Raw genomic sequence first — 18,282 nt, forward strand, 5'->3', positions numbered from 1 at the left:
AAGTTGCACGTCAATCGGTGCGCGCGTGCGAGTCCTCCCGCGAGACAGCCGGGGCCGCCGCGCGCGCCCTCAGCCAATGTCGCAGTGGAGGACGTAGTCATGGATGCAGCCACGCAGTTCGCACGCAGTCAGGAAATCGCCGGAAACATCGCCTACGTGCTGCAAAAACGCGCGCAGAATGCAGTAAATCAATACGGGAAACGCTTGCGCGACGCCGTCAGTGACGGCGTCCGCATGGACCAGAGCTGTACCTTCCCACCCGGGGCGCAACTGAACCCTTTGAGCGCATGGCATTACGCTGTCGATGTCGCACAACGCTCGCTGCTGTTCTGGGACACAATGCGAGAGCGCGGTACTCAGTACGTGGAGAACACGTCGCAAGGGCTCAAGCCCGCGCTTCACTTCGACTATGACGTCGTGCTCGATGGCAGGCATTTCGCGCGCCCTGTGAACTATGCGCTGCTGCACATCACACCACCCGAAGACGTCATCGTCGACGCGAATAAACGGCCTTATCTGATCATCGATCCGCGCGCCGGTCACGGTCCGGGCATTGGCGGCTTCAGGGACGATTCGCAGGTCGGCGTCGCTCTGCGCGCGGGCCATCCCGTGTACTTCGTCGTGTTCTTCCAGAATCCCGAACCGGGCCAGACCTTGCTCGACGTATGCGCGGCCGAACAGGAGTTCGTGAAGAAAGTGCGCTCGCTGCATCCCGACAGCGCGAAGCCGGCGATCATCGGCAACTGCCAGGGCGGCTGGGCCGCGATGATGCTGGCGAGCTCGTCGGCTGAAGACACTGGACCGGTCGTCATCAACGGCGCGCCGATGTCGTATTGGAGCGGCTCGTGGAGCGAGGGCGTGGGCGATAACCCGATGCGCTACGCGGGCGGCCTGCTGGGCGGCACGTGGCTCGCTTCGTTTTCGTCCGACCTCGGCAACGGCAAGTTCGACGGCGCGTATCTCGTGCAAAACTTCGAGTACCTGAACCCTGCCAATACCTTGTGGGACAAATACTATCGCGTGTATGACAACATCGATACGGAGCCACCGCGCTTCCTGGAGTTCGAGCGCTGGTGGGGCGGCTACTACCTGATGAACCGGGAAGAGATCGAGTGGATCACGCGCAATCTGTTCATCGGGAACAAGCTGTGGTCGGGCACGGTGCGCGGCGTTTCGGGCAAAGCGTTCGACCTGCGCGATATCCGCTCGCCGATCGTCCTGTTCGCCTCGATGGGGGACAACATCACGCCGCCGCAGCAGGCGTTCAACTGGGTGGCCGACCTGTATGGAAGTACTGAGGAAATCAAGGCGCGCGGCCAGGTCATCATCGGACTGATGGATCAGGAGGCGGGACATCTCGGCGTTTTCGTATCGGGCAAGGTGGCGAAGAAGCAACATGCGCAGATCGTCAACGTGCTCGAGGCAATCGAGACGCTCGCACCGGGTCTCTACGCGATGTTGATCGACGAGGTCAACGGTGACGACGGCAAAATCGCATACGAAGTCACGTTCGTCGAACATCGTCTGGAGGAAATCGCGCAGCATTTCAATCGTTTCAAGCGCGAGGACGAGAAGCCCTTCGAGGCGGTGGCCGAGCTTTCCGAATTCAATCAGCGCGCTTATGAAATGTTCGCGCAGCCATGGGTGCAGTGGACGTCGAACGAAGCCACGGCGCGATTACTGCGTGAGATTCATCCGCTGCGCTCGCAGCGGTGGGCATGGTCGGACCAGAATCCGTGGCTCGCGTGGCTGCACCCGGCGGCCAACGCGGTGAAAGCCAGTCGTCAACACGCCGCGGATATCGGGCCGTGGCGCGAACTCGAGCATCGCGGCTCCGAAATGATCAGCGCCTCGCTCGACTACTACAGGGCAATGCGCGATGCTGTCGCCGAGTCGACGTTCTTCGGCGTCTACACGAACCCATTCCTGCTTCATTTCGCAGACCGGTATCGCGAGCGCAACGCAGCCGCCTCCACGGTTACGGATCCGCGCGAACTGCCTTTCGTCAAGGAGGCGCTGGCATCGATCGAGCAGGGCGGCTACGACGAAGCGGTCGCGCGGGCCGCTTTCCTGCTTGGGCGCAGTGGCGAGCCATTGCCGCTTGCACGGCTTGCGACGCAGCGTGAACTGATCGAAGCGTACGCCGAGTATCTGCCCAGCTTGCCAGCCGACCAGTGGCGGCGCATTCGCGGCGAACAGGAACTCATCGCGACCTACGAGCCGCAGCAGGCTATCGCGACGCTTCCCGCCCTGCTGACTGTGCCTGCAGACCGGAAGAGGCTGCTGACGTTGCTGGACAGACTACTTGGCGACTCGCGCGTGCAAAGCGTCACGCCAAGCGCGCAGCAATGGGAGGCGCTGCAACGCATTCGCGCGGTCCTCGGGGCGCCACCTGCGGCACGGCCTGTTGCGGTGCTCGAACATACGCCGACATGAGCGCGCCATGGCTGAAGTCTTACCAGGTGATGTGCGAGACAGGGTCGCTGACGACGAAATCAACGAGTTCATTCAGAGATATGGATTGCCTCTGTTCGATTCGATTGAACGCGTGCCTGCAGGAAGCGGAAGTCCCATGGCGCTGCTGTGGTTCATTGACCTCGGGTCAGAGGTCCTTGGACGTGCTGATGTTGAGGATTCGCAACGTGTTCTGGAGAGGGCACACGATCAGTGCGAAGGTCCTGCTAGTGAGGGACGATTGGCTCGCTTGCGTCGATTAGCGACAGACGTCCTGCCCGAGAGAGGAGCTGCGGCATCGCCTTGGGCGCCTTGGATTCGCGGTCTCGGTCTCATGATCTGCATCAACGTTTTGCGCTAGCAGGCGAGTAACTTGATTCCAGTCTTGCAGGTAAAGCGCGGCCGCAATGCCGGCCGCGAACCTCGGCATAAGACCTCCAATAGGAGACGGCGTTCGTCCGCGAGGGGTGATGCGCGCATATGCGCGTCAACACGACGTGAACCGGAATCATGCTGATCTTCCGCTACGCCAGTCACAATCCGACTTTGCTGGATTCGCGCGCGATGCTGACATCATCAACCCTTTCTCAGGCGACGAGGCTGCCACCTCGCCTTGGCGAAGTGGCGGATCGCGGGGCCGCGGTCACGCTGACCGTGTCGCTGGCGCTCGTACTGGCTGGTTGCGCGACACCGGTGATGCAACCGTCGATTGAAGTTCCCGGCCGGTTCGCGGCCGCGTCGGCATCCGTGGAGCAGCCTGAGGCCGCCTGGTGGGATAGCTACCGCGATCCGGTCTTGTCGGACCTTGTCCGTCGCGCGGCGCACGAAAACCGCGATATCCGCATCGCGGCGGAACGCGTGCGCGCCGCGCGAGCCGGAGAAACGATCAGCCGGTCGTGGCTTCTGCCGACTGTGATCGTTGGCGCCAACGGCTTCAATCACACGACGACTTACGATACCGCCCTGAAGAACTTCGTCCCCGAAGCTGCGAACACGCGGGCGGGCCAGGTCGGTATCGGCGCCTCGTGGGAAATCGATTTGTTCGGCCGCCTGCGAGCGGGTGCGAAGGCGGCTGCAGCCGATGCGGTCGCAGTCGAAAATGCCGCGCGCGGCGTGCGCCTTCTCGTGATGACCGACGTTGCAACGAACTACTTTATGCTGGTCGGGGCGTTGCATCAGTTGGACACTATGCGCGCAATCTCGGCCGCGCAGGACGAGACGCTACGCCTCGTGACTGCCCGTGAACGTGTCGGGCTCGCGACTCCGTTTGACGTCGAGCGCGCGAAAACGGAAGCATCGAAGACGCACGCGGCGATACCGCCGCTGGAGACGCTTGCCGAGGTGTCGCGCCATCGCATTGCGGTGCTCGTGGGAGATCAGGCTTTCAATGCCGCGAGCATTACGGCATCGGGCGTCGAAGCCATCGTTCCGCTCGCGCGTCCGGGGCAACCGGCCGCCCTGTTGCAGCGCAGGCCGGATCTTCTGGTCGCCAGCGCGCAACTCGACGCGGCCAACGCGCGCAGGCAACAGGCGATGGCCGAATGGTTTCCGCGTCTCATTCTCGGCGCAGTGTTCGGCCGTGAGTCGATCGATCTCAACGGCATTGCGCTGGGTCCGGCGAACTTCAGCAACGTCGCGGGCCTCATTGCAATGCCGATCTTCAATGCGGGGCGAACGCGGGCGATCAACGACATCGCCGAGAGCGGTCAGAAGGAGGCGGTGCTTCATTATGAGGACGCGATCGTGCGAGCGCTCGAAGACGTCGAGAACGCGCTCGTCGCGCTCGACGACGAACGCCAACGGGCGCAACTGCTGCACGATGCAACGGCGTCGGCGGAAGCGGCGCTGGGCCGCGCGCAATCCCTTTATGACCGCGGCCAGATCGATTTGCTGCCGCTGCTCGATGCCCAGCGTACCCGCCTGGCCGTGCGTGCGATCGCCAACGACAGCAGCACTCAATTGCTGCTCGACAGCGTCCAACTGTACAAGGCGCTCGGTGGAGGCTGGGAGGTTTTCGAGGCCGCTACCGTGCCGGACGGCGGGTCGGTTTCAGCTACTTCATCCAGCGTGAATCCACATAGGGGGCCATCGTGAATACCTCTCTACGCGCGCTGCTCGCGCTCCTGCCGGGTGCCGCGATGCTACTCGCGTGCGGATCGAAGCCCGCTCCCGAGGCGCTTCGAGTGGTCCGCACTGTCGAGATTCGCTACGACGAGAATGCTGTGACGGACCGTTACGTCGGCACCGTGCAGTCCCGCCATGAGGTCAATGAGGCGTTCCGGGTCAGCGGCAAGGTCGTCAAGCGCAAGGCCGACGTCGGTCAGAAGGTTCGTGAGGGCGATCTACTCGCGGTGCTCGACGATACCGACTATCAACTCGCCGAGGAAGCGGCGCGGCAACAACTGACCGCGGCCGTATCGCAGGCGAGGCTCGCCCAGTCGGATCGGCAACGGCTCAATTCGCTGAAAACTGACGGCTCTGTCAGTGTCTCCGACGACGAAAAAGCGCAAACCGGCGCGCAGACGACTTCGGCGACGGCCGAAGCCGAGCGCAAAAAACTCGAGCTCGCGCGCAATCGGTTGAAATACACGGTGTTGCGAGCGTCGCAGAGCGGCGTCGTCACCGCCGTGCGTTTTGAGGTGGGAGAGGTCGTCGCGGAGGGGCAGCCGGTGGTATCGATCGCCAACGAAGGCGAGCCCGAGATCGTCGCAGACCTGCCGGAGGATAGTCTCGCAACCTTCAGAACGGCGCGATACGACGCGTGGCTCGCTAGCGCGCCCGAGCGACATTTCGAAGTCGTGTTGCGCGAACTTTCGCCGCAGGCCGCCACCCAGACCCGCACCTACCGCGCCCGATTGAAGCCCGCCACACCCCGGCTCCTGCCGCTCGGCGCGACCGCTACGCTGCTTGTCGAACGACCGGCAGGCGAAGTGCCCGCAGCGGTGATCCCCGCCTCGGCCCTAACACAGAACAAGGGCGAGCCCGCCGTCTGGGCGGTTCGCCGCGATGGTTCCGAGGCGGTGGGCACGGTCGATCTGATCCGCGTCTCTGTGCGCGGCTATCGCAATGACGAGGTGCTCGTTTCCGGACCGCCGGCTGGCGAGCTCGTCGTCACGGCGGGCGTTCAGAAGATGGCGCCGGGCATGAAGGTCGCGCTTGTCGGCGCGCCGCGCGGCCCACAAACGGAGCAAGCTCTCCAATGAAGCCGTTCAATCTCACCGAATGGGCATTGAACCACCGCGCCATCGCGCTGTTCGTGATTCTCGTGATCGGCGTTGGCGGATCGCTCAGCTTCGCAAAGCTCGGCCAGCTCGAGGACCCGAACTTCTCGGTACCGTCAATGACTGCGCTCGTGATTTGGCCCGGCGCCACCGCGCAACAGGTCCAGGACGAGGTGCTCAACCGCATGGAAAAGAAGTTCGAGCAGCTCGACCACTTCGAGAAGGTCGTGACGTATGCGCGGCAAGGCTACGGCGCGATGACGATTACAGTGAAGGGCGGCACTTCCCATGCAGATCAGCGCGAGGCCTGGTACCAGGCGCGCAAGAAGTTCACCGACATCAAGCTGGAACTTCCTGACGGCATCGTCGGCCCGATCTTCAACGACGAATACGGCGACGTAACCGGGCTGCTTTATGCGGTCAAAGGCGATGGCATTAGCCAGTGGGAGCTTTCCGACATGTCGGAAAACATCAAGCGGCAGTTGCTCAAGGTGCCGATGGTGAAAAAGATCGACATCTACGGCAAGCAGGCCAAGAAGATTTACGTCGAATTTTCGAATGAGCGGCTGGCCGCGCTCGGGATTACGCCGCTTCAGATCGCCGAGAGCATGAGGAGCCAGAACAGCGTACTGGCCAGCGGACAGATCGACACGCACGGGGATCGCGTGCTCGTGCGCGTGAGCGGCCAGTTCAACAACCTCGACGATATCCGTAACCTTCCGATCGCCGCCGGCGGCCGGTTGCTCAAGCTCGGCGACTTCACCTCGATCACACGTGGATACGAAGATCCTCCGATTTATACGGTACGGCATAACGGGCAGCAGGTGCTGATGCTCGGCATCACGATGACCGACGACGGCAACATTGTCGACCTGGGCAAGGCGATCGAGCAGGCCGTTGCGAAAGTGCAGCTCGAACTGCCGTACGGGGTCGAGCTCGAGCGGGTCGCCGATCAGCCGACCGTCGTCAGCGAATCGATCTGGGAGTTCGAGCGCTCGCTGCTCGAAGCGCTGACCATCGTGCTCGCGGTCTGCCTCATCAGTCTCGGCTGGCGCACGGGCATCGTGGTCGGGATCTCGGTGCCGATCGTGCTCGGTGTCGTCGCCCTCGTGATGCGTGCGATGGGCTGGAACCTCGAGCGCGTCTCGCTTGGATCTTTGATCATCGCTCTCGGTCTGCTCGTTGATGACGGCATCATTGCGGTAGAGATGATGGTCGTGAAAATGGAGGAAGGGTGGGACCGCGTGCAGGCGGCCGCTTACTCGTACACGGCGACTGCGATGCCGCGGCTGACTGGTGCGCTGATCACGGCCGCCGCCTTCATGCCGATCGGTTTCTCCCAGTCGACCACCGGTGAGTACGCGGGCGGCATTTTCTGGATCGTTGGCACTGCGGTGCTGTTCTCATGGGTCGTCTCGGGGCTCGTCACGCCCTATCTGGCCGTCAACCTTCTGCCAAAGGACATTGGTCAGAAGCACCATGGTGGCGACCCGTATGACACGCCTTTCTATCGCAATCTGCGCAAGTGGATCGACCTGGCTCTCGTGCGGCGCTGGTGGGTCATCGGCGCGACGGTGGCCGCGCTCGCCGCGGCTGTCGCCGCAAGCAGGTTCGTGCCGCAGCAGTTCTTCCCGAACAGCTCGCGGCCCGAGCTGATCGTCGAGCTTCGACTAAGGGAAGGGGCATCGTTCGCCGCGACCACCGAGCAGGTGAAGCAAATGGAGGCGATGCTGAAAAAAGACCAGGACGTGCGCTTCTTCACGGCCTACACGGGGGCGGGACAGCCACGCTTCTATCTCGCCCTCAATCCCGAACTGCCGAACCCGGGCTACGCTGTCTTCGTCGTGATGACGAAAGACACGCAGGCTCGCGAGCGCGTGCGCTCGCGCCTGATGGAAAGCGTCAACGAAGCGTTTCCCCAAGCGTGGGTGCGAGTCACCCGCCTTGAACTCGGTCCACCGGTAGGTTTCCCGATCCAGTTTCGCGTCGTTGGCTCTGATACGCAGAAGGTCCGCGAAATCGCCCGCGAAGTTGAAAGAGTGGTCGCGTCGAGTCCGAAAGTGCGCGACGTCCAGCTGGACTGGAACGATCCGGTTCGCACGCTAAAGGTCGACCTCGACCAGGACAAGGCGCGCGCGCTTGGGCTGGCTCCGGCCGATGTCGCCTTCGTGACGCAAGCATTCACGAACGGCGCGACGCTGTCGCACTTGCGCGAGCAGGAGAATCTGATTGAAATAGTCGCCCGTGCGGTGCCTTCCGAGCGGCTCGATCTCGGCGCGCTGAAGGACGTGAATCTTTACACGCGCGAAGGAACTGTGGTGCCGCTGTCGCAGGTCGCGCGCGTGCGCTACGAAGTCGAAGAGCCGGTGCTGTGGCGCCGCAACCGGGACATGGCGATCACGGTGCGGGCAGACGTCAAGGATGGCGAGCAGGGCGTGTCGGTGACCCAGGAGATCCGGCCGCTCCTGAAGGACATCGAGGCGAAGCTGCCCTTCGGTTACCGGATCGACGTCGGTGGCGCGGTCGAAGAAAGCGACAAGGCCAATCGGGCGCTGATGGCGGTGTTTCCCGTGATGCTGGTCACCATTCTGACGATCCTGATGCTGCAGCTCCAGAGCTTCTCGCGCATGACGATGGTTTTCCTCACCGCCCCGCTGGGGCTCATCGGCGTCGTCGCGGCGCTGCTGATTTTCCAGGCGCCGCTCGGGTTTGTCGCCATTCTCGGCGTGACCGCCCTTTGCGGGATGATCATGCGAAATTCGGTGATTCTTGTCGATCAGGTGCAGGCGGAGATCGCGCAAGGACGGGACACCTGGACGGCGGTCGTCGATGCCGCGGTGCATCGCACGCGTCCGGTCACGCTGACCGCGGCGGCGACGGTGCTCGCCATGATTCCGCTGACTCGAAGCATTTTCTGGGCGCCCATGGCCATCGCCATCATGGGCGGCCTTACGGTTGCGACTTTGCTGACGATTTTCTTCATGCCAGCGCTGTACGCGGCGTGGTTCAACGTCCGACGCACGACTGAATCGCAAGCTCAACATTTGTCGCCGTCGACCCTTCCTGACTGAACGATGGGTCCGACGAACCGGAAGACGCGCTGCGCAAGCGAACCGGACGGCATTCGCGGAGCTTCGACTTCTTTGCGAGGCTCGCGCATTTGCCGCGGACGAGCGACTACGCTCGGCTGCGCATCATGGCCGTGCTGATCGGCAGCGGATCGGTGGTGCCAGATGCGCCGCTGTCCGGGCCCCCTAGTTTTTGAGTGACCGCCGCGCCTGCCATGCAGCGATCACGCGGTCGAGGTTGAAGAACATCCGGCCGCGCCCGAGCGTATCGCCGAGCGGCGAACGCTGCACCATCGCCAGTACGCCCGGATTTAGCCCGACGAGCCAGAGCTCGATATCTTGCTCGCGCAATTCCTTTTCCGCTTCCGTCAGCATTTTCAGCGCCGTGTACTCAAGATCAGACACGGCGCGCAAATGGAGCGCGACGATCTGCGGATGATACTGCTCGATCAGCATGCGAATCTTCTGCCTGATGCGTTCGGCGTTCGCAAAGAATATCGGACCCTCCGGCCTCAACAACAGGAGGTCGGGAAAAACCTCGTCGTCAGGATGCTCAGCGGACACGGGTCGGAACACGTTGGTGCCCAGCTTGCGACTCAAAACCCGTACGGGCGGATCGGACGTATGGTAAGCAAGTGCCAGAAGCGACACGACGATGGCGATCAGTATGCCTGGCAGCGTCCCAAACAGCACAACGCCGAAAACTGCGACCACGGCCCAGAGAAACTCCGTCCGTCGCACAGCGATGATCGCGCGAAACTCCGACGGCTTGATCAGGCCGATCGAATAGACGATGACAACCGCCGCCAACGTCGCTTGCGGCATGAGGCCAATGAAAGGTGCGAGCAGCAGCATCGTACCTAGCGTCACCGCAGCCGTGGTCAGCTCGGCAAGCTGGCTGCGGGCGCCGACGAGCCGGTTGACGGCGGTCTGCGTCGTTCCTCCGCCCGCCGGCATCGCGCCCAGCAGCGCGCCGCCCGCATTAGCCAACCCGATGGCCAGCAACTCGCGGCTTGCATTTGGCACGGGTTCTCCCCGCTCCACGAACGCTCGCGCCGATGCGATGGTTTCGGTGAAGCTCATCAGCGCAATGCCCGCGGCAGCCGGTGCGAGCGATGCGACAAGCGACAGGTCAGGAATGGTAACGGGAGGCAAGCCCGTCGGTACGTGGCCGACGATGTCAACCCCGTGAAGTTGCAGGTTGAGCAGGCTTACGCTGCCGATTCCTCCTGCCACTGCAAATAGCGGAGCGGGCGCTCGTGGAAAGAGATGCTCGATAGTCACCAGAACGCCGGCTGTCGCCACTCCGACAGCGATTGTCGCACCGGAGGCGTGGGGAACACCCGTGACGATCCCGAGCACGTTGTGAAGAAATGCCCCTTTCGCGAAGTGAATGCCGAGCAGCTTCGGCAACTGATCCAGCACAATGACAACCGCGAGTCCCGCCTTGAACCCGGTCAACACCGGATCCGAAATGAAGTTGGCAACAAACCCCAGGCGCAGAAGCCCTGCGAACACAAGGATCGCACCGACCATCAATGTCAACGTTGCAGATGCTTGCAGCAGTTCTGCTGCGCCCGCGCCCGGGACCACCCGGCCAAGGGCGGCGGCCGAGAGGATCGCGATCGTTGCGGTGGTGCTCACGCTGAGCGGGCGCGACGTGCCGAGCAGCGCGTAGATCACCATCGGAACGAAGGCGGTGTACAGCCCGACCTGCACTGGCAGCCCCGCGACGGTCGCGTAGGCCATGGCCTTCGGAAGGACGACCGCCGCAGCTGACACACCGGCGGCGATATCGGGCTTGATCCACGCCTTCTGATAGTCGCGGAGCCATTCGAGCACCGGAACGCGAAAATTGCCGGTGAAACGTGGAGATGAATCGTGTCTCATTGTCGCGCGGATCCCACTGTTGTCCTCAATCGAAGACCTTTGAACAGCCGCTTCGGTGATAGCACTCCAAGTGCGCAAACTCGGCTGTGGGACAAGGCCGCGCCATTGTCGAAGCCGTGAGGCCAGCCAGTGCGGCCAATACATCACCACCCCTGTTCAATGCGCCATCGACTCCGGGTTGTGTGGCAATGACCGGGCTTCACGTGCGCTGCGCCTGGTGGGCATCGATATGCACGACCATCGCGCGCGCGACGATGTCGTTCTGGTCGATCACCGTCGAGGCGCCTGCCTTTTGCAGCAACATCCTGCGCAGCTCATTCTCGCCTGATACCACGATCCGAAGACCCGGATTGATCGTGTGTGCGACCAACGTGATCTCTAGATTGCTGTTGGGATCGGAACCGGTCAGGAACAGCGCATTGGCGGTGTCCAGCCTGGCGCGTTCGAGAATGTCGTCGAACGAGTTGTGATCGCCAAGCATGACCATGTAACCGAGTCGCGATGCTTTTTCGGCCTGTTTCGCGTCGGAATCGAGAACGAGCACGGTCGATCCCGCGTCTCGGAGACGGGCAGCGACCATCTGACCGACGGGGCCGAATGGGCAAACCGCGACATGATTGCCCAGCGTTTCCAGCTTGCGTTCCATGATCCTGTTCTCCCAAAAGATCATCACGTCGTCGCCCGACAGCATCCCCGTTAGTTGACGCAACGCGTAGCCGGCAACGACCATCGTGACGATAATGGCGACCAGCATGAATACCTTCTGGTCCGCATTGAAGTCCGAGAAGTCGCCAAGTGTCGTGATCAGGTTGATCGCATCCCAGAACGCCGTGAAAGTTTTCGTGCTGACGGGCGCATCCGTGTGGTCTAGTAGCGCGATCCCGAGCGTCGATCCCAACAGCACCAGAAACAACAGCCCGACCGCGAAATGCGCGCGGCGCCGCCATTCCTTGATACGCAGACCACCGAGCCGTGGTTCCTCGATCCGGTACATTCCGATCGTCCCTCAGTTTCGTCCGTTGAAGCGACTGGCGATGACCCGGCGAAGCACGCTCGCACCGCAGGCAATCTTGTCGACACTCTAGCCAGTCGCACCTAAGGCAGACGTCCAACGATCCGATTGGCTGCAAATTGCCATGCGACTTCAGAACTTTTCCGGCACATACCTGAACTGGTGATCCGATTCACGATAGCCTTCGGCTTTCTGACGCTGGGGCAACGAAACCTTCTTACGCGGCAAAGCCTCATACGGAATCTTGCTGAGCAAGTGGCTGATGACGTTGAGTCGCGTGCGCTTTTTGTTGTCAGCCTTCGCTACATACCATGGTGAGTACTCCGTGTCCGTCATCGTGAACATCGCGTCGCGCGCGCGCGAATAGTCATACCAGCGGCGATAAGATTCGAGATCCATCGGCGAGAGCTTCCAGATCTTGCGCTCATCGTGGATCCGGGCTTCCAGCCTGCGCGTCTGTTCTTCGGGCCCGACTTCCAGCCAGTACTTGATCAGGATCAGCCCGGAATCGATAAACGCACGCTCCACCAGCGGTGTGGCCATCATGAACATTTGTACCTCCGCTTCGGTGCAAAAGCCCATGACCCGTTCGACACCTGCGCGGCTATACCAACTGCGATCGAACACGACGATTTCGCCAGCAGCCGGCAGGTGGCGAAGATAGCGTTGAAAGTACATCTGCGTCTTTTCGCGATCGGTCGGGGCTGGCAGCGCGACGACCCGGAAAACGCGCGGATTCACACGCTCGGTAAGCGCCTTGATCACGCCACCCTTACCGGCGCCATCCCGCCCTTCGAATACGATACAAATCTTTGCGCCGGTCCGCACGACCCATTCCTGTAGCTTGACCAGTTCAATGTGAAGCAACGCCAGTTCCTTCTCGTACGCCTTCTTGGCTGGCTTGTTGCCTGTCTTCGCGCCATTCGGCTTAACCTCATTGCGAGACTCGGACATTGCTTTATCTCCTCGACAGCAGATTGATGCGATGCAGCATTCAGGAAGGCGGACTTTGGCCCCGAAACCGACGCCTCCTTCGACTGACGCAAAGACGTGCAGTCGGAAAGTGAGGTCGGCGACGAGGGTCTACCGGACTTCAGTTCTCGGCTCGGCCCACGGACATCCGAAACCAGTTCGACGGCAATAACGAAAGATGACGCGGGTTTTACCTTGGCGCCAGGTTGGTCGCGGGCGCCATCCCCCTGCGGGTCGAGGCATATCCGCCGGTTCGGCTCAGGTGGTGCCCTCGATGTACCTCGCAGCGACCATGCTAAAGACTGCGCCCTCCCTACCTCGACGATCTTGACGCAGATCAACGTCGGATTTTTCAGCCAACAGTCTTTGTGCGAGAGACGATCGCTCGTCGAGTTGTACGAAGTGTCGGCCGTTCATTGCGCCCACATCCGGTCACAGCCGACCACGGTCAGCTTGCTCTGCGGACCGCCTGTAAGCGCGGTCCCGCGAAACTTGCAGTTAACTATCAAGATGTTGGGAGCGAAGCCGCGCCGGAGAACACCTACGACGCCGCAATTTGCGGTGCGCGCGAGCGGCTCCAGGACTCCGGGCCATTGAGAATTATGCAGACTGTTCTGCCTCAAAACCGCTCAATGCCGCACCTTGCCCGAATTGACGAGAGGGGTGCCCTTCGGCGCTGAGACCATCGGAGCCGGAACACGATGAAGGCGCTCCGTTGCTCGCGGTGATTCAATGCAATGAGGCGCGGTTCAGGTCGCTACTCCGCGAGCTGAAATGGGCCGCAGACTGTGCCGGGGCAATGCAAAGCTCGCCAGCAGAGCGACCGCACATGTTCCTACGACGTAGTAGGCTGGTGCTGTCAATGATCCTGTCGCGCGAACCAGCATGGTGGCGAGCAGCGGTGCAAAGCCGCTGAATACGACCACCGAAATGTTGTACGCAAGGGCGATCCCGCTGAATCGTACCTGGACGGGAAACTGATCGGCGAGGACAGAGGGCCACGTGCCGCTTGCCAGTGAAAAGACCACCGCGGCGAGAACGAATAAAACGACCGGATCGACAGTGTGATTCACGAGCGCCCAATAGAACGGGTAGCTCAGCACAATCAGCAGGGCCGCTGACGTTCGCAGCAGGTATCGGCGCGCAATCTTGTCTCCCAGCCAGCCCGCAGCGAGCAGACCGAACGAGCTGACGACCAGATAGGCATTCTGGGCGATCGCCGCCTTCTGGGGCGCATAGTGCAATTGTTGAACCAGAAAAGCCGGCATGTGACCGTAGAGGATGCCGTTGACGCCGGCCATCACAGCGATAGTGAGCGCTCCCGCGGCGACAGCTTTTCCATGATGTCGCAGCGTCTCGCGAAATGGTTGCCTGGCGACGGCGCCATGCATCTCCTTGAACTCGGGGGACTCGTCCAGATTGCGGCGCATCCAGTAGGACAAGAGCCCACAGAATCCGCCGAACAGGAACGCGATCCGCCAGCCATAGGCCGCCGAGTCCGCGCTCGAGAGGTAGCTCTGGATGCCGAGGTTGACGAAAGTGGCGAGCAGGACGCCCACGTGTTCGCTCGATCGGCAATAGCTTACATTTTGCTGGCCGCCTAAGGAGATCCGGTGGATGGAAGTTTGTATGTTCTTGCGGTATTTCTTATCGAGCTAAAGACGAGTCGAAACGTGGCTCAATGTGCCTAAAGGCGTTCGCTTATGGACCACGATACAGGCGGCGATTTTGTTCCTTTATACGAACTCCCGCTCGAACGGCCGGAATTTGGCGTACTTCGGACATCCCAAGCAGTGCCGGGCAACAGGTCTATTCCTTCAGCTTTTCACCTTAGCGACCTGCACCTCGCGTGCGACCTTCTCCTGTCGCCGGGTCTTCTCATTGAGTATCTGATGACGCCGGTGGTCCGTCATCTTCTTCCAGCCCCGGGTTTCATCGAGCGTCCGAAAGCAGCCGATGCAAAGACCGGTCTTGCCATCGAACGCACAGACATCGATGCATGGCGATTTGACTGCCATCGCTCAGACTACGACGCCGGTCGGGTTCACTTCGATGGTCACATGCGACAGTCCCTTGAAACGCTTGAGTGCTGTGCGGTAGAAGCCCGGGTTGCGCCGCACTTCATCAGTGGCCACCGAAACGATCGCGCTCATATGCCCCGGACCGACGCGCCAGACGTGGAGGTCAAGCACGGTGTCGCCGTTGTCTTCGATGACATGACGGACGTTGTCGGTCATCCGCTTGTCCACATTCATGTCGAGCAGGATACCGCCCGTATCGCGCATCAAGCCCCACGACCAGTTCGCAATCACCAGTGCGCCGATTACACCTGCAAGCGGGTCCATCCAGACCCAGCCGAACGCACGCGCGAGCAGCAGGCCGATGATCGCCAGCACGGAAACCGCTGCGTCGGCAATGACGTGAATGTAGGCCGAGCGGATGTTGTGGTCACGGTTCGCGGCTGACTGAGCTTCATGATCGTGCTCGTGTTCCTCGAACTCGACATGATGTTCACCATCGGGCAGCTGGACAACGGCCCTGAATGCATGCGGCTCGGGAATGTCCTCCTTGGACTCCAGATAGCCACCGCGGTCGGCAAACGCGAAGGTCTGGTGCGTGCCGTCGGGGCGGATCGTCGTTACCGAAACAGTATTGGCGTTCAGTTTTGAGGAAGCCGCTTCGGGCGTAATGCGGAAGACGGGCGGAACACCGTCTTCGAAGACCGATAGGGCGAATACGCCAGCGCTACCGAAGATGCGATGCACCTCTTCCTCGTGACTGTGTTCGTTCTCGTGACCGTGGCCATGACGGTGCCCGTGGCTATGCCCATGGCTGTGGCCGTGGTGATCGCCGCTCAGCAGCCAGACGCTCGCAAGATTGACCAGCAGTCCGAGCACGGCGATGGGGATCGCCTGACCAAAGTGGATCGGCACGGGCGAGAGAAAGCGCGAAGCAGCTTCGTACGCGATCAGCAGCGCGATCATCGCGAGTACAATCGCACTGGTAAAACCCGCGAGATCTCCCAGTTTGCCGGTGCCAAATACGAAGCGGTTATCGCCAGCATGCTTGCGGGCGTAGGTATAAGCCAAAGCGGCGATGAGCATCGCGCCAGCGTGTGTCGACATGTGCAGACCGTCGGCGACGAGCGCCAGCGAGCCAAACAGACTCCCACCGACTATTTCAGCCACCATCATCGCGCTGCACAGCGCAATCACCATCCACGTCCTGCGCTCGTTTTCCTGGTGGGCAGCGCCCAGGAAGATGTGGTCATGTCCCGCCCCGAAGGCGGCGTCCTCGAACTTGCTCATGCTTCTCTCACTTGAAGTAGCTGTGGACTACTTCGATCAATTGCTCGGTCCCGCTGCCATGTTCGTCAGCCGGTTCTGCATCGACCAGATGGGTGCGAATGTGGTCCTCAAGCACGACGGCGAGCAGCCCGTTCATCGCGCCACGGCCACTGGTAATGAGTTGGAGCACATCCATGCATCCGCGCTCTTCTTCAAGTGCCCGCTCAATGGCCTCGACCTGGCCCTTGATGCGGCGCACCCGGTTGAGCAGCTTCTGCTTTTCACGAATCGTATGGCTCACGGCAAGCCCCAAAATAGTGTAGGGGGCTATCTTACCTCATATAGGGGCGGGGGGTATAGGTTGCTCTCGAGCGAGGTATGAAGTGAGCGTTGTCTGCGCAGTGCTTTGCGCCAAAAATGTTTCAACCTGTCGGGTGAGACGTCAACCCGTCTAGCCAGTCCTGCCCTTGCAATGCGCCATGTGAATCACGCAATGTCGAACATGTAAAGTCTTGCAGGCGTGTCTGCCAGAACAACCCTGCGCTCTTCTTCAACAGGGAGCAGCGCGCGTAGAAGTTCGAGCGCGTGAGTAAAATCCTCGTCTGCTTCAAACTGCGTATGCGGCCAGTCGCTGCCCCACATAAGGCGATGCACGCCAAAAGCAGCTTTCAGAAAATGAAACGCCTCCTGCGCATCAGTGTCATCCGGGCGAAACTGCCGTCGATTCCGGTACGCGGCCGATATCTTCACCCACACACGCTGCGTGTCAGCCAGTTCAAGAAGACGGCGAAAGCCTACGTCTCTTACACCGATATCCGGATCGGGCCTGCCGAAGTGATCGACGACGACATTCATGCCGGCGTCCAGAAGCGGCTCGACGATGCCCTGCAGCCGCGCAGCTTCCACATGCACTTCGACATGCCATTTGAGATCGCGGACATGGGCGAGCGTTTGCGCGCTCACCCATCTGTCGAGCGGCTGATCGGGATGTCCGATCAGGTTCAGCCGAATCCCTGCAATGCCCGCATTCGCCATCTCCGTCAGTGTGTCGATCCGACAATCGCGCTCGATCACCGCGACACCGCGTAGCCGGTGCGGCGCGCGGCGCAACGCATCGAGCATATAGCTGCAATCTGTGCCGAGAAAGCTGGGCTGCACAAGCACGCCGTGCGATACGCCGTGCGTGTCCAGTTGGGCAAGGTATGCGTCGAGCGTGGCGTCGTAGTCGGGCACGTAGCGACGCTTTTCGGCGAGCGGCAGGCCGCGCTCGAATACGTGAGCATGAGTATCGACAGATGCAATGTGGGCTGGACGATACACAGCCTGCCGGTGGCTCGCCTCTATCCCCGACTTCTCCATCATGGACGTTCCTTCATCACCATTCTTGCTGGATTGCGGCGAGTGTCTCGCGCGTCAATGCCTTTGCGCGTGAGAAAGCGCGCCTGTGTGTTCGGGCTCGAGCGTGGCTTCGTCGAGCATGCGGCCGCGTGTCTCGGGCAACATCAGCACGGACAGGACGACCAGTGCGTATGCGAGTCCCGCATCGATGCCGATCGCCGTTCCAAGCGACATGGTCGCGGACATGTGCCCGACGAGCACGGGAAATCCCGCCGACACGACGCGGCCGAAGTTGTAGCAAAACCCGACGCCAGTGCCACGCATCCCGCGCGGATACAGCTCGTTGAACAGCGCGCCCATGCTTGCCGGAATGCCCGCTGCAAAAAAGCCTAGCGGAAAACCGAAGAACAGCATCGCGGTATTGCCGAGCGGTAGGAACAGATAGGCGATCACCGTTATCACGCAGCAGATCGCAAACGTGAGTATGGTCTTGCGGCGTCCGATGCGATCCAGCAGCTGCGCACTCACGAGGCACCCGCAAAAGAACGCGACGATCACGACGGCGAGGTAGCCGCCCGTACTCAAGACCGACAGATGGCGCTCGCTTTTCAGAAACGTCGGCAGCCAGGTCATCAGCGCGTAGTAGCCGCCATGCGCACCAACGCCGAGCAGTGCGCCGATGAGCGTCATGCGCAGCACTTGCGGAGAAAAGATGCCGACGACAAGGCCAGGCGTCGGCTGCTGACGCGCGCGCGCATCGCGCGTTGCGCGGGCCGGCGCGGCAGGCTCCTGCACGCCGCGTCGGACGTACAGAATCAGAAGCGCCGGAACGATGCCAACCCCGAACATCACGCGCCACGCGGTATCCGCAGGCAGCAGCGAGAACATCAGTGCATACAGCAGCACCGCTGCAGGCTCTGTCGCATTAACGCGAGGGAGGTAAAATTCGAGGCTGACGAGAACGCTTTGGCCAAACGATGAAGAAGATACTGACCCCACGAACGACGCTTGCTCCGGGCATCGCCAAGGTTCTGAAGCGG

At 61.5% G+C, this 18,282-nt stretch carries 11 protein-coding genes and 2 pseudogenes; 4 read left to right on the top strand and 9 right to left on the bottom strand.

Annotated elements, in window-relative coordinates:
• The first annotated feature begins 99 nt into the window (after positions 1-99).
• The 4 genes from ACLFKU_RS33755 (at position 100) to ACLFKU_RS33770 (ending at position 8,746) form a co-directional block, all read left to right on the top strand.
• On the top strand, positions 100-2,436 hold the full coding sequence (locus ACLFKU_RS33755; protein WP_410852011.1) for a DUF3141 domain-containing protein: 2,337 nt from the start codon (positions 100-102) through the stop codon (positions 2,434-2,436).
• 582 nt (positions 2,437-3,018) lie between these two features.
• A complete protein-coding gene (locus tag ACLFKU_RS33760; protein ID WP_410852012.1) occupies positions 3,019-4,548 on the top strand; it encodes an efflux transporter outer membrane subunit in 1,530 nt (509 codons plus the stop codon).
• Positions 4,545-5,657, top strand: a complete 1,113-nt coding sequence (locus ACLFKU_RS33765) for an efflux RND transporter periplasmic adaptor subunit (RefSeq protein WP_410852013.1) — start codon at positions 4,545-4,547, stop codon at positions 5,655-5,657. The genes ACLFKU_RS33760 and ACLFKU_RS33765 overlap by 4 nt, the downstream gene beginning before the upstream one ends.
• A complete protein-coding gene (locus tag ACLFKU_RS33770) occupies positions 5,654-8,746 on the top strand; it encodes an efflux RND transporter permease subunit (RefSeq protein ID WP_410852014.1) in 3,093 nt (1,030 codons plus the stop codon). Before ACLFKU_RS33765 ends, ACLFKU_RS33770 begins: the two co-directional genes overlap by 4 nt.
• A 183-nt stretch (positions 8,747-8,929) precedes the next feature.
• Here the strand turns inward: ACLFKU_RS33770 and ACLFKU_RS33775 are convergent, their stop codons facing one another.
• The 9 genes and pseudogenes from ACLFKU_RS33775 to ACLFKU_RS33815 all read right to left on the bottom strand — a co-directional run.
• Positions 8,930-10,633: a SulP family inorganic anion transporter gene (locus ACLFKU_RS33775; RefSeq protein WP_410852015.1), complete on the bottom strand. Its 1,704-nt coding sequence runs from the start codon at positions 10,631-10,633 to the stop codon at positions 8,930-8,932.
• Between the two features lie 199 nt (positions 10,634-10,832).
• Positions 10,833-11,627, bottom strand: a complete 795-nt coding sequence (locus tag ACLFKU_RS33780) for an NAD-binding protein (protein ID WP_368585036.1) — start codon at positions 11,625-11,627, stop codon at positions 10,833-10,835.
• Between the two features lie 150 nt (positions 11,628-11,777).
• Complete coding sequence (ppk2, locus tag ACLFKU_RS33785; protein WP_410852016.1) at positions 11,778-12,599, bottom strand: polyphosphate kinase 2; 822 nt, start codon at positions 12,597-12,599, stop codon at positions 11,778-11,780.
• Between the two features lie 767 nt (positions 12,600-13,366).
• A pseudogene (locus tag ACLFKU_RS33790) lies at positions 13,367-14,179 on the bottom strand (MFS transporter); the annotation flags it as partial.
• A 255-nt stretch (positions 14,180-14,434) separates the two neighbouring features.
• Positions 14,435-14,635 carry a DUF1289 domain-containing protein gene (locus tag ACLFKU_RS33795; RefSeq protein ID WP_368585034.1) on the bottom strand — a complete coding sequence of 67 codons (201 nt, stop codon included), beginning with the start codon at positions 14,633-14,635 and terminating at the stop codon, positions 14,435-14,437.
• A 3-nt stretch (positions 14,636-14,638) separates the two neighbouring features.
• Positions 14,639-15,925, bottom strand: coding sequence for a CDF family Co(II)/Ni(II) efflux transporter DmeF (gene dmeF, locus ACLFKU_RS33800; RefSeq protein WP_410852017.1), 1,287 nt, complete (start codon positions 15,923-15,925; stop codon positions 14,639-14,641).
• A 7-nt stretch (positions 15,926-15,932) separates the two neighbouring features.
• Entirely contained in the window at positions 15,933-16,205 is a 273-nt protein-coding gene (locus tag ACLFKU_RS33805; protein WP_368585032.1) for a metal/formaldehyde-sensitive transcriptional repressor, read from the bottom strand.
• A gap of 185 nt (positions 16,206-16,390) precedes the next feature.
• Positions 16,391-17,266: an amidohydrolase family protein gene (locus ACLFKU_RS33810; protein WP_410852018.1), complete on the bottom strand. Its 876-nt coding sequence runs from the start codon at positions 17,264-17,266 to the stop codon at positions 16,391-16,393.
• Positions 17,267-17,317: 51 nt separating this feature from the next.
• Positions 17,318-18,154 (bottom strand): annotated as a pseudogene (locus tag ACLFKU_RS33815) (MFS transporter); the annotation flags it as partial.
• Positions 18,155-18,282 lie beyond the last annotated feature (128 nt).

This window comes from Paraburkholderia sp. EG304 (assembly GCF_046543485.1).
Lineage (GTDB): Bacteria > Pseudomonadota > Gammaproteobacteria > Burkholderiales > Burkholderiaceae > Paraburkholderia > Paraburkholderia youngii.

What these genes read in the sequence shown, in the direction of transcription:
- ACLFKU_RS33755 (WP_410852011.1), top strand. Translation starts at nt 100, where the DNA reads ATGGATGCAGCCACGCAGTTCGCACGCAGTCAGGAAATCGCCGGAAAC.
- ACLFKU_RS33760 (WP_410852012.1), top strand. Translation starts at nt 3,019, where the DNA reads ATGCTGACATCATCAACCCTTTCTCAGGCGACGAGGCTGCCACCTCGC.
- ACLFKU_RS33770 (WP_410852014.1), top strand. Translation starts at nt 5,654, where the DNA reads ATGAAGCCGTTCAATCTCACCGAATGGGCATTGAACCACCGCGCCATC.
- ACLFKU_RS33775 (WP_410852015.1), bottom strand. Translation starts at nt 10,633, where the DNA reads ATGAGACACGATTCATCTCCACGTTTCACCGGCAATTTTCGCGTTCCG.
- ACLFKU_RS33780 (WP_368585036.1), bottom strand. Translation starts at nt 11,627, where the DNA reads ATGTACCGGATCGAGGAACCACGGCTCGGTGGTCTGCGTATCAAGGAA.
- ppk2 (WP_410852016.1), bottom strand. Translation starts at nt 12,599, where the DNA reads ATGTCCGAGTCTCGCAATGAGGTTAAGCCGAATGGCGCGAAGACAGGC.
- ACLFKU_RS33795 (WP_368585034.1), bottom strand. Translation starts at nt 14,635, where the DNA reads ATGGCAGTCAAATCGCCATGCATCGATGTCTGTGCGTTCGATGGCAAG.
- dmeF (WP_410852017.1), bottom strand. Translation starts at nt 15,925, where the DNA reads ATGAGCAAGTTCGAGGACGCCGCCTTCGGGGCGGGACATGACCACATC.
- ACLFKU_RS33810 (WP_410852018.1), bottom strand. Translation starts at nt 17,266, where the DNA reads ATGATGGAGAAGTCGGGGATAGAGGCGAGCCACCGGCAGGCTGTGTAT.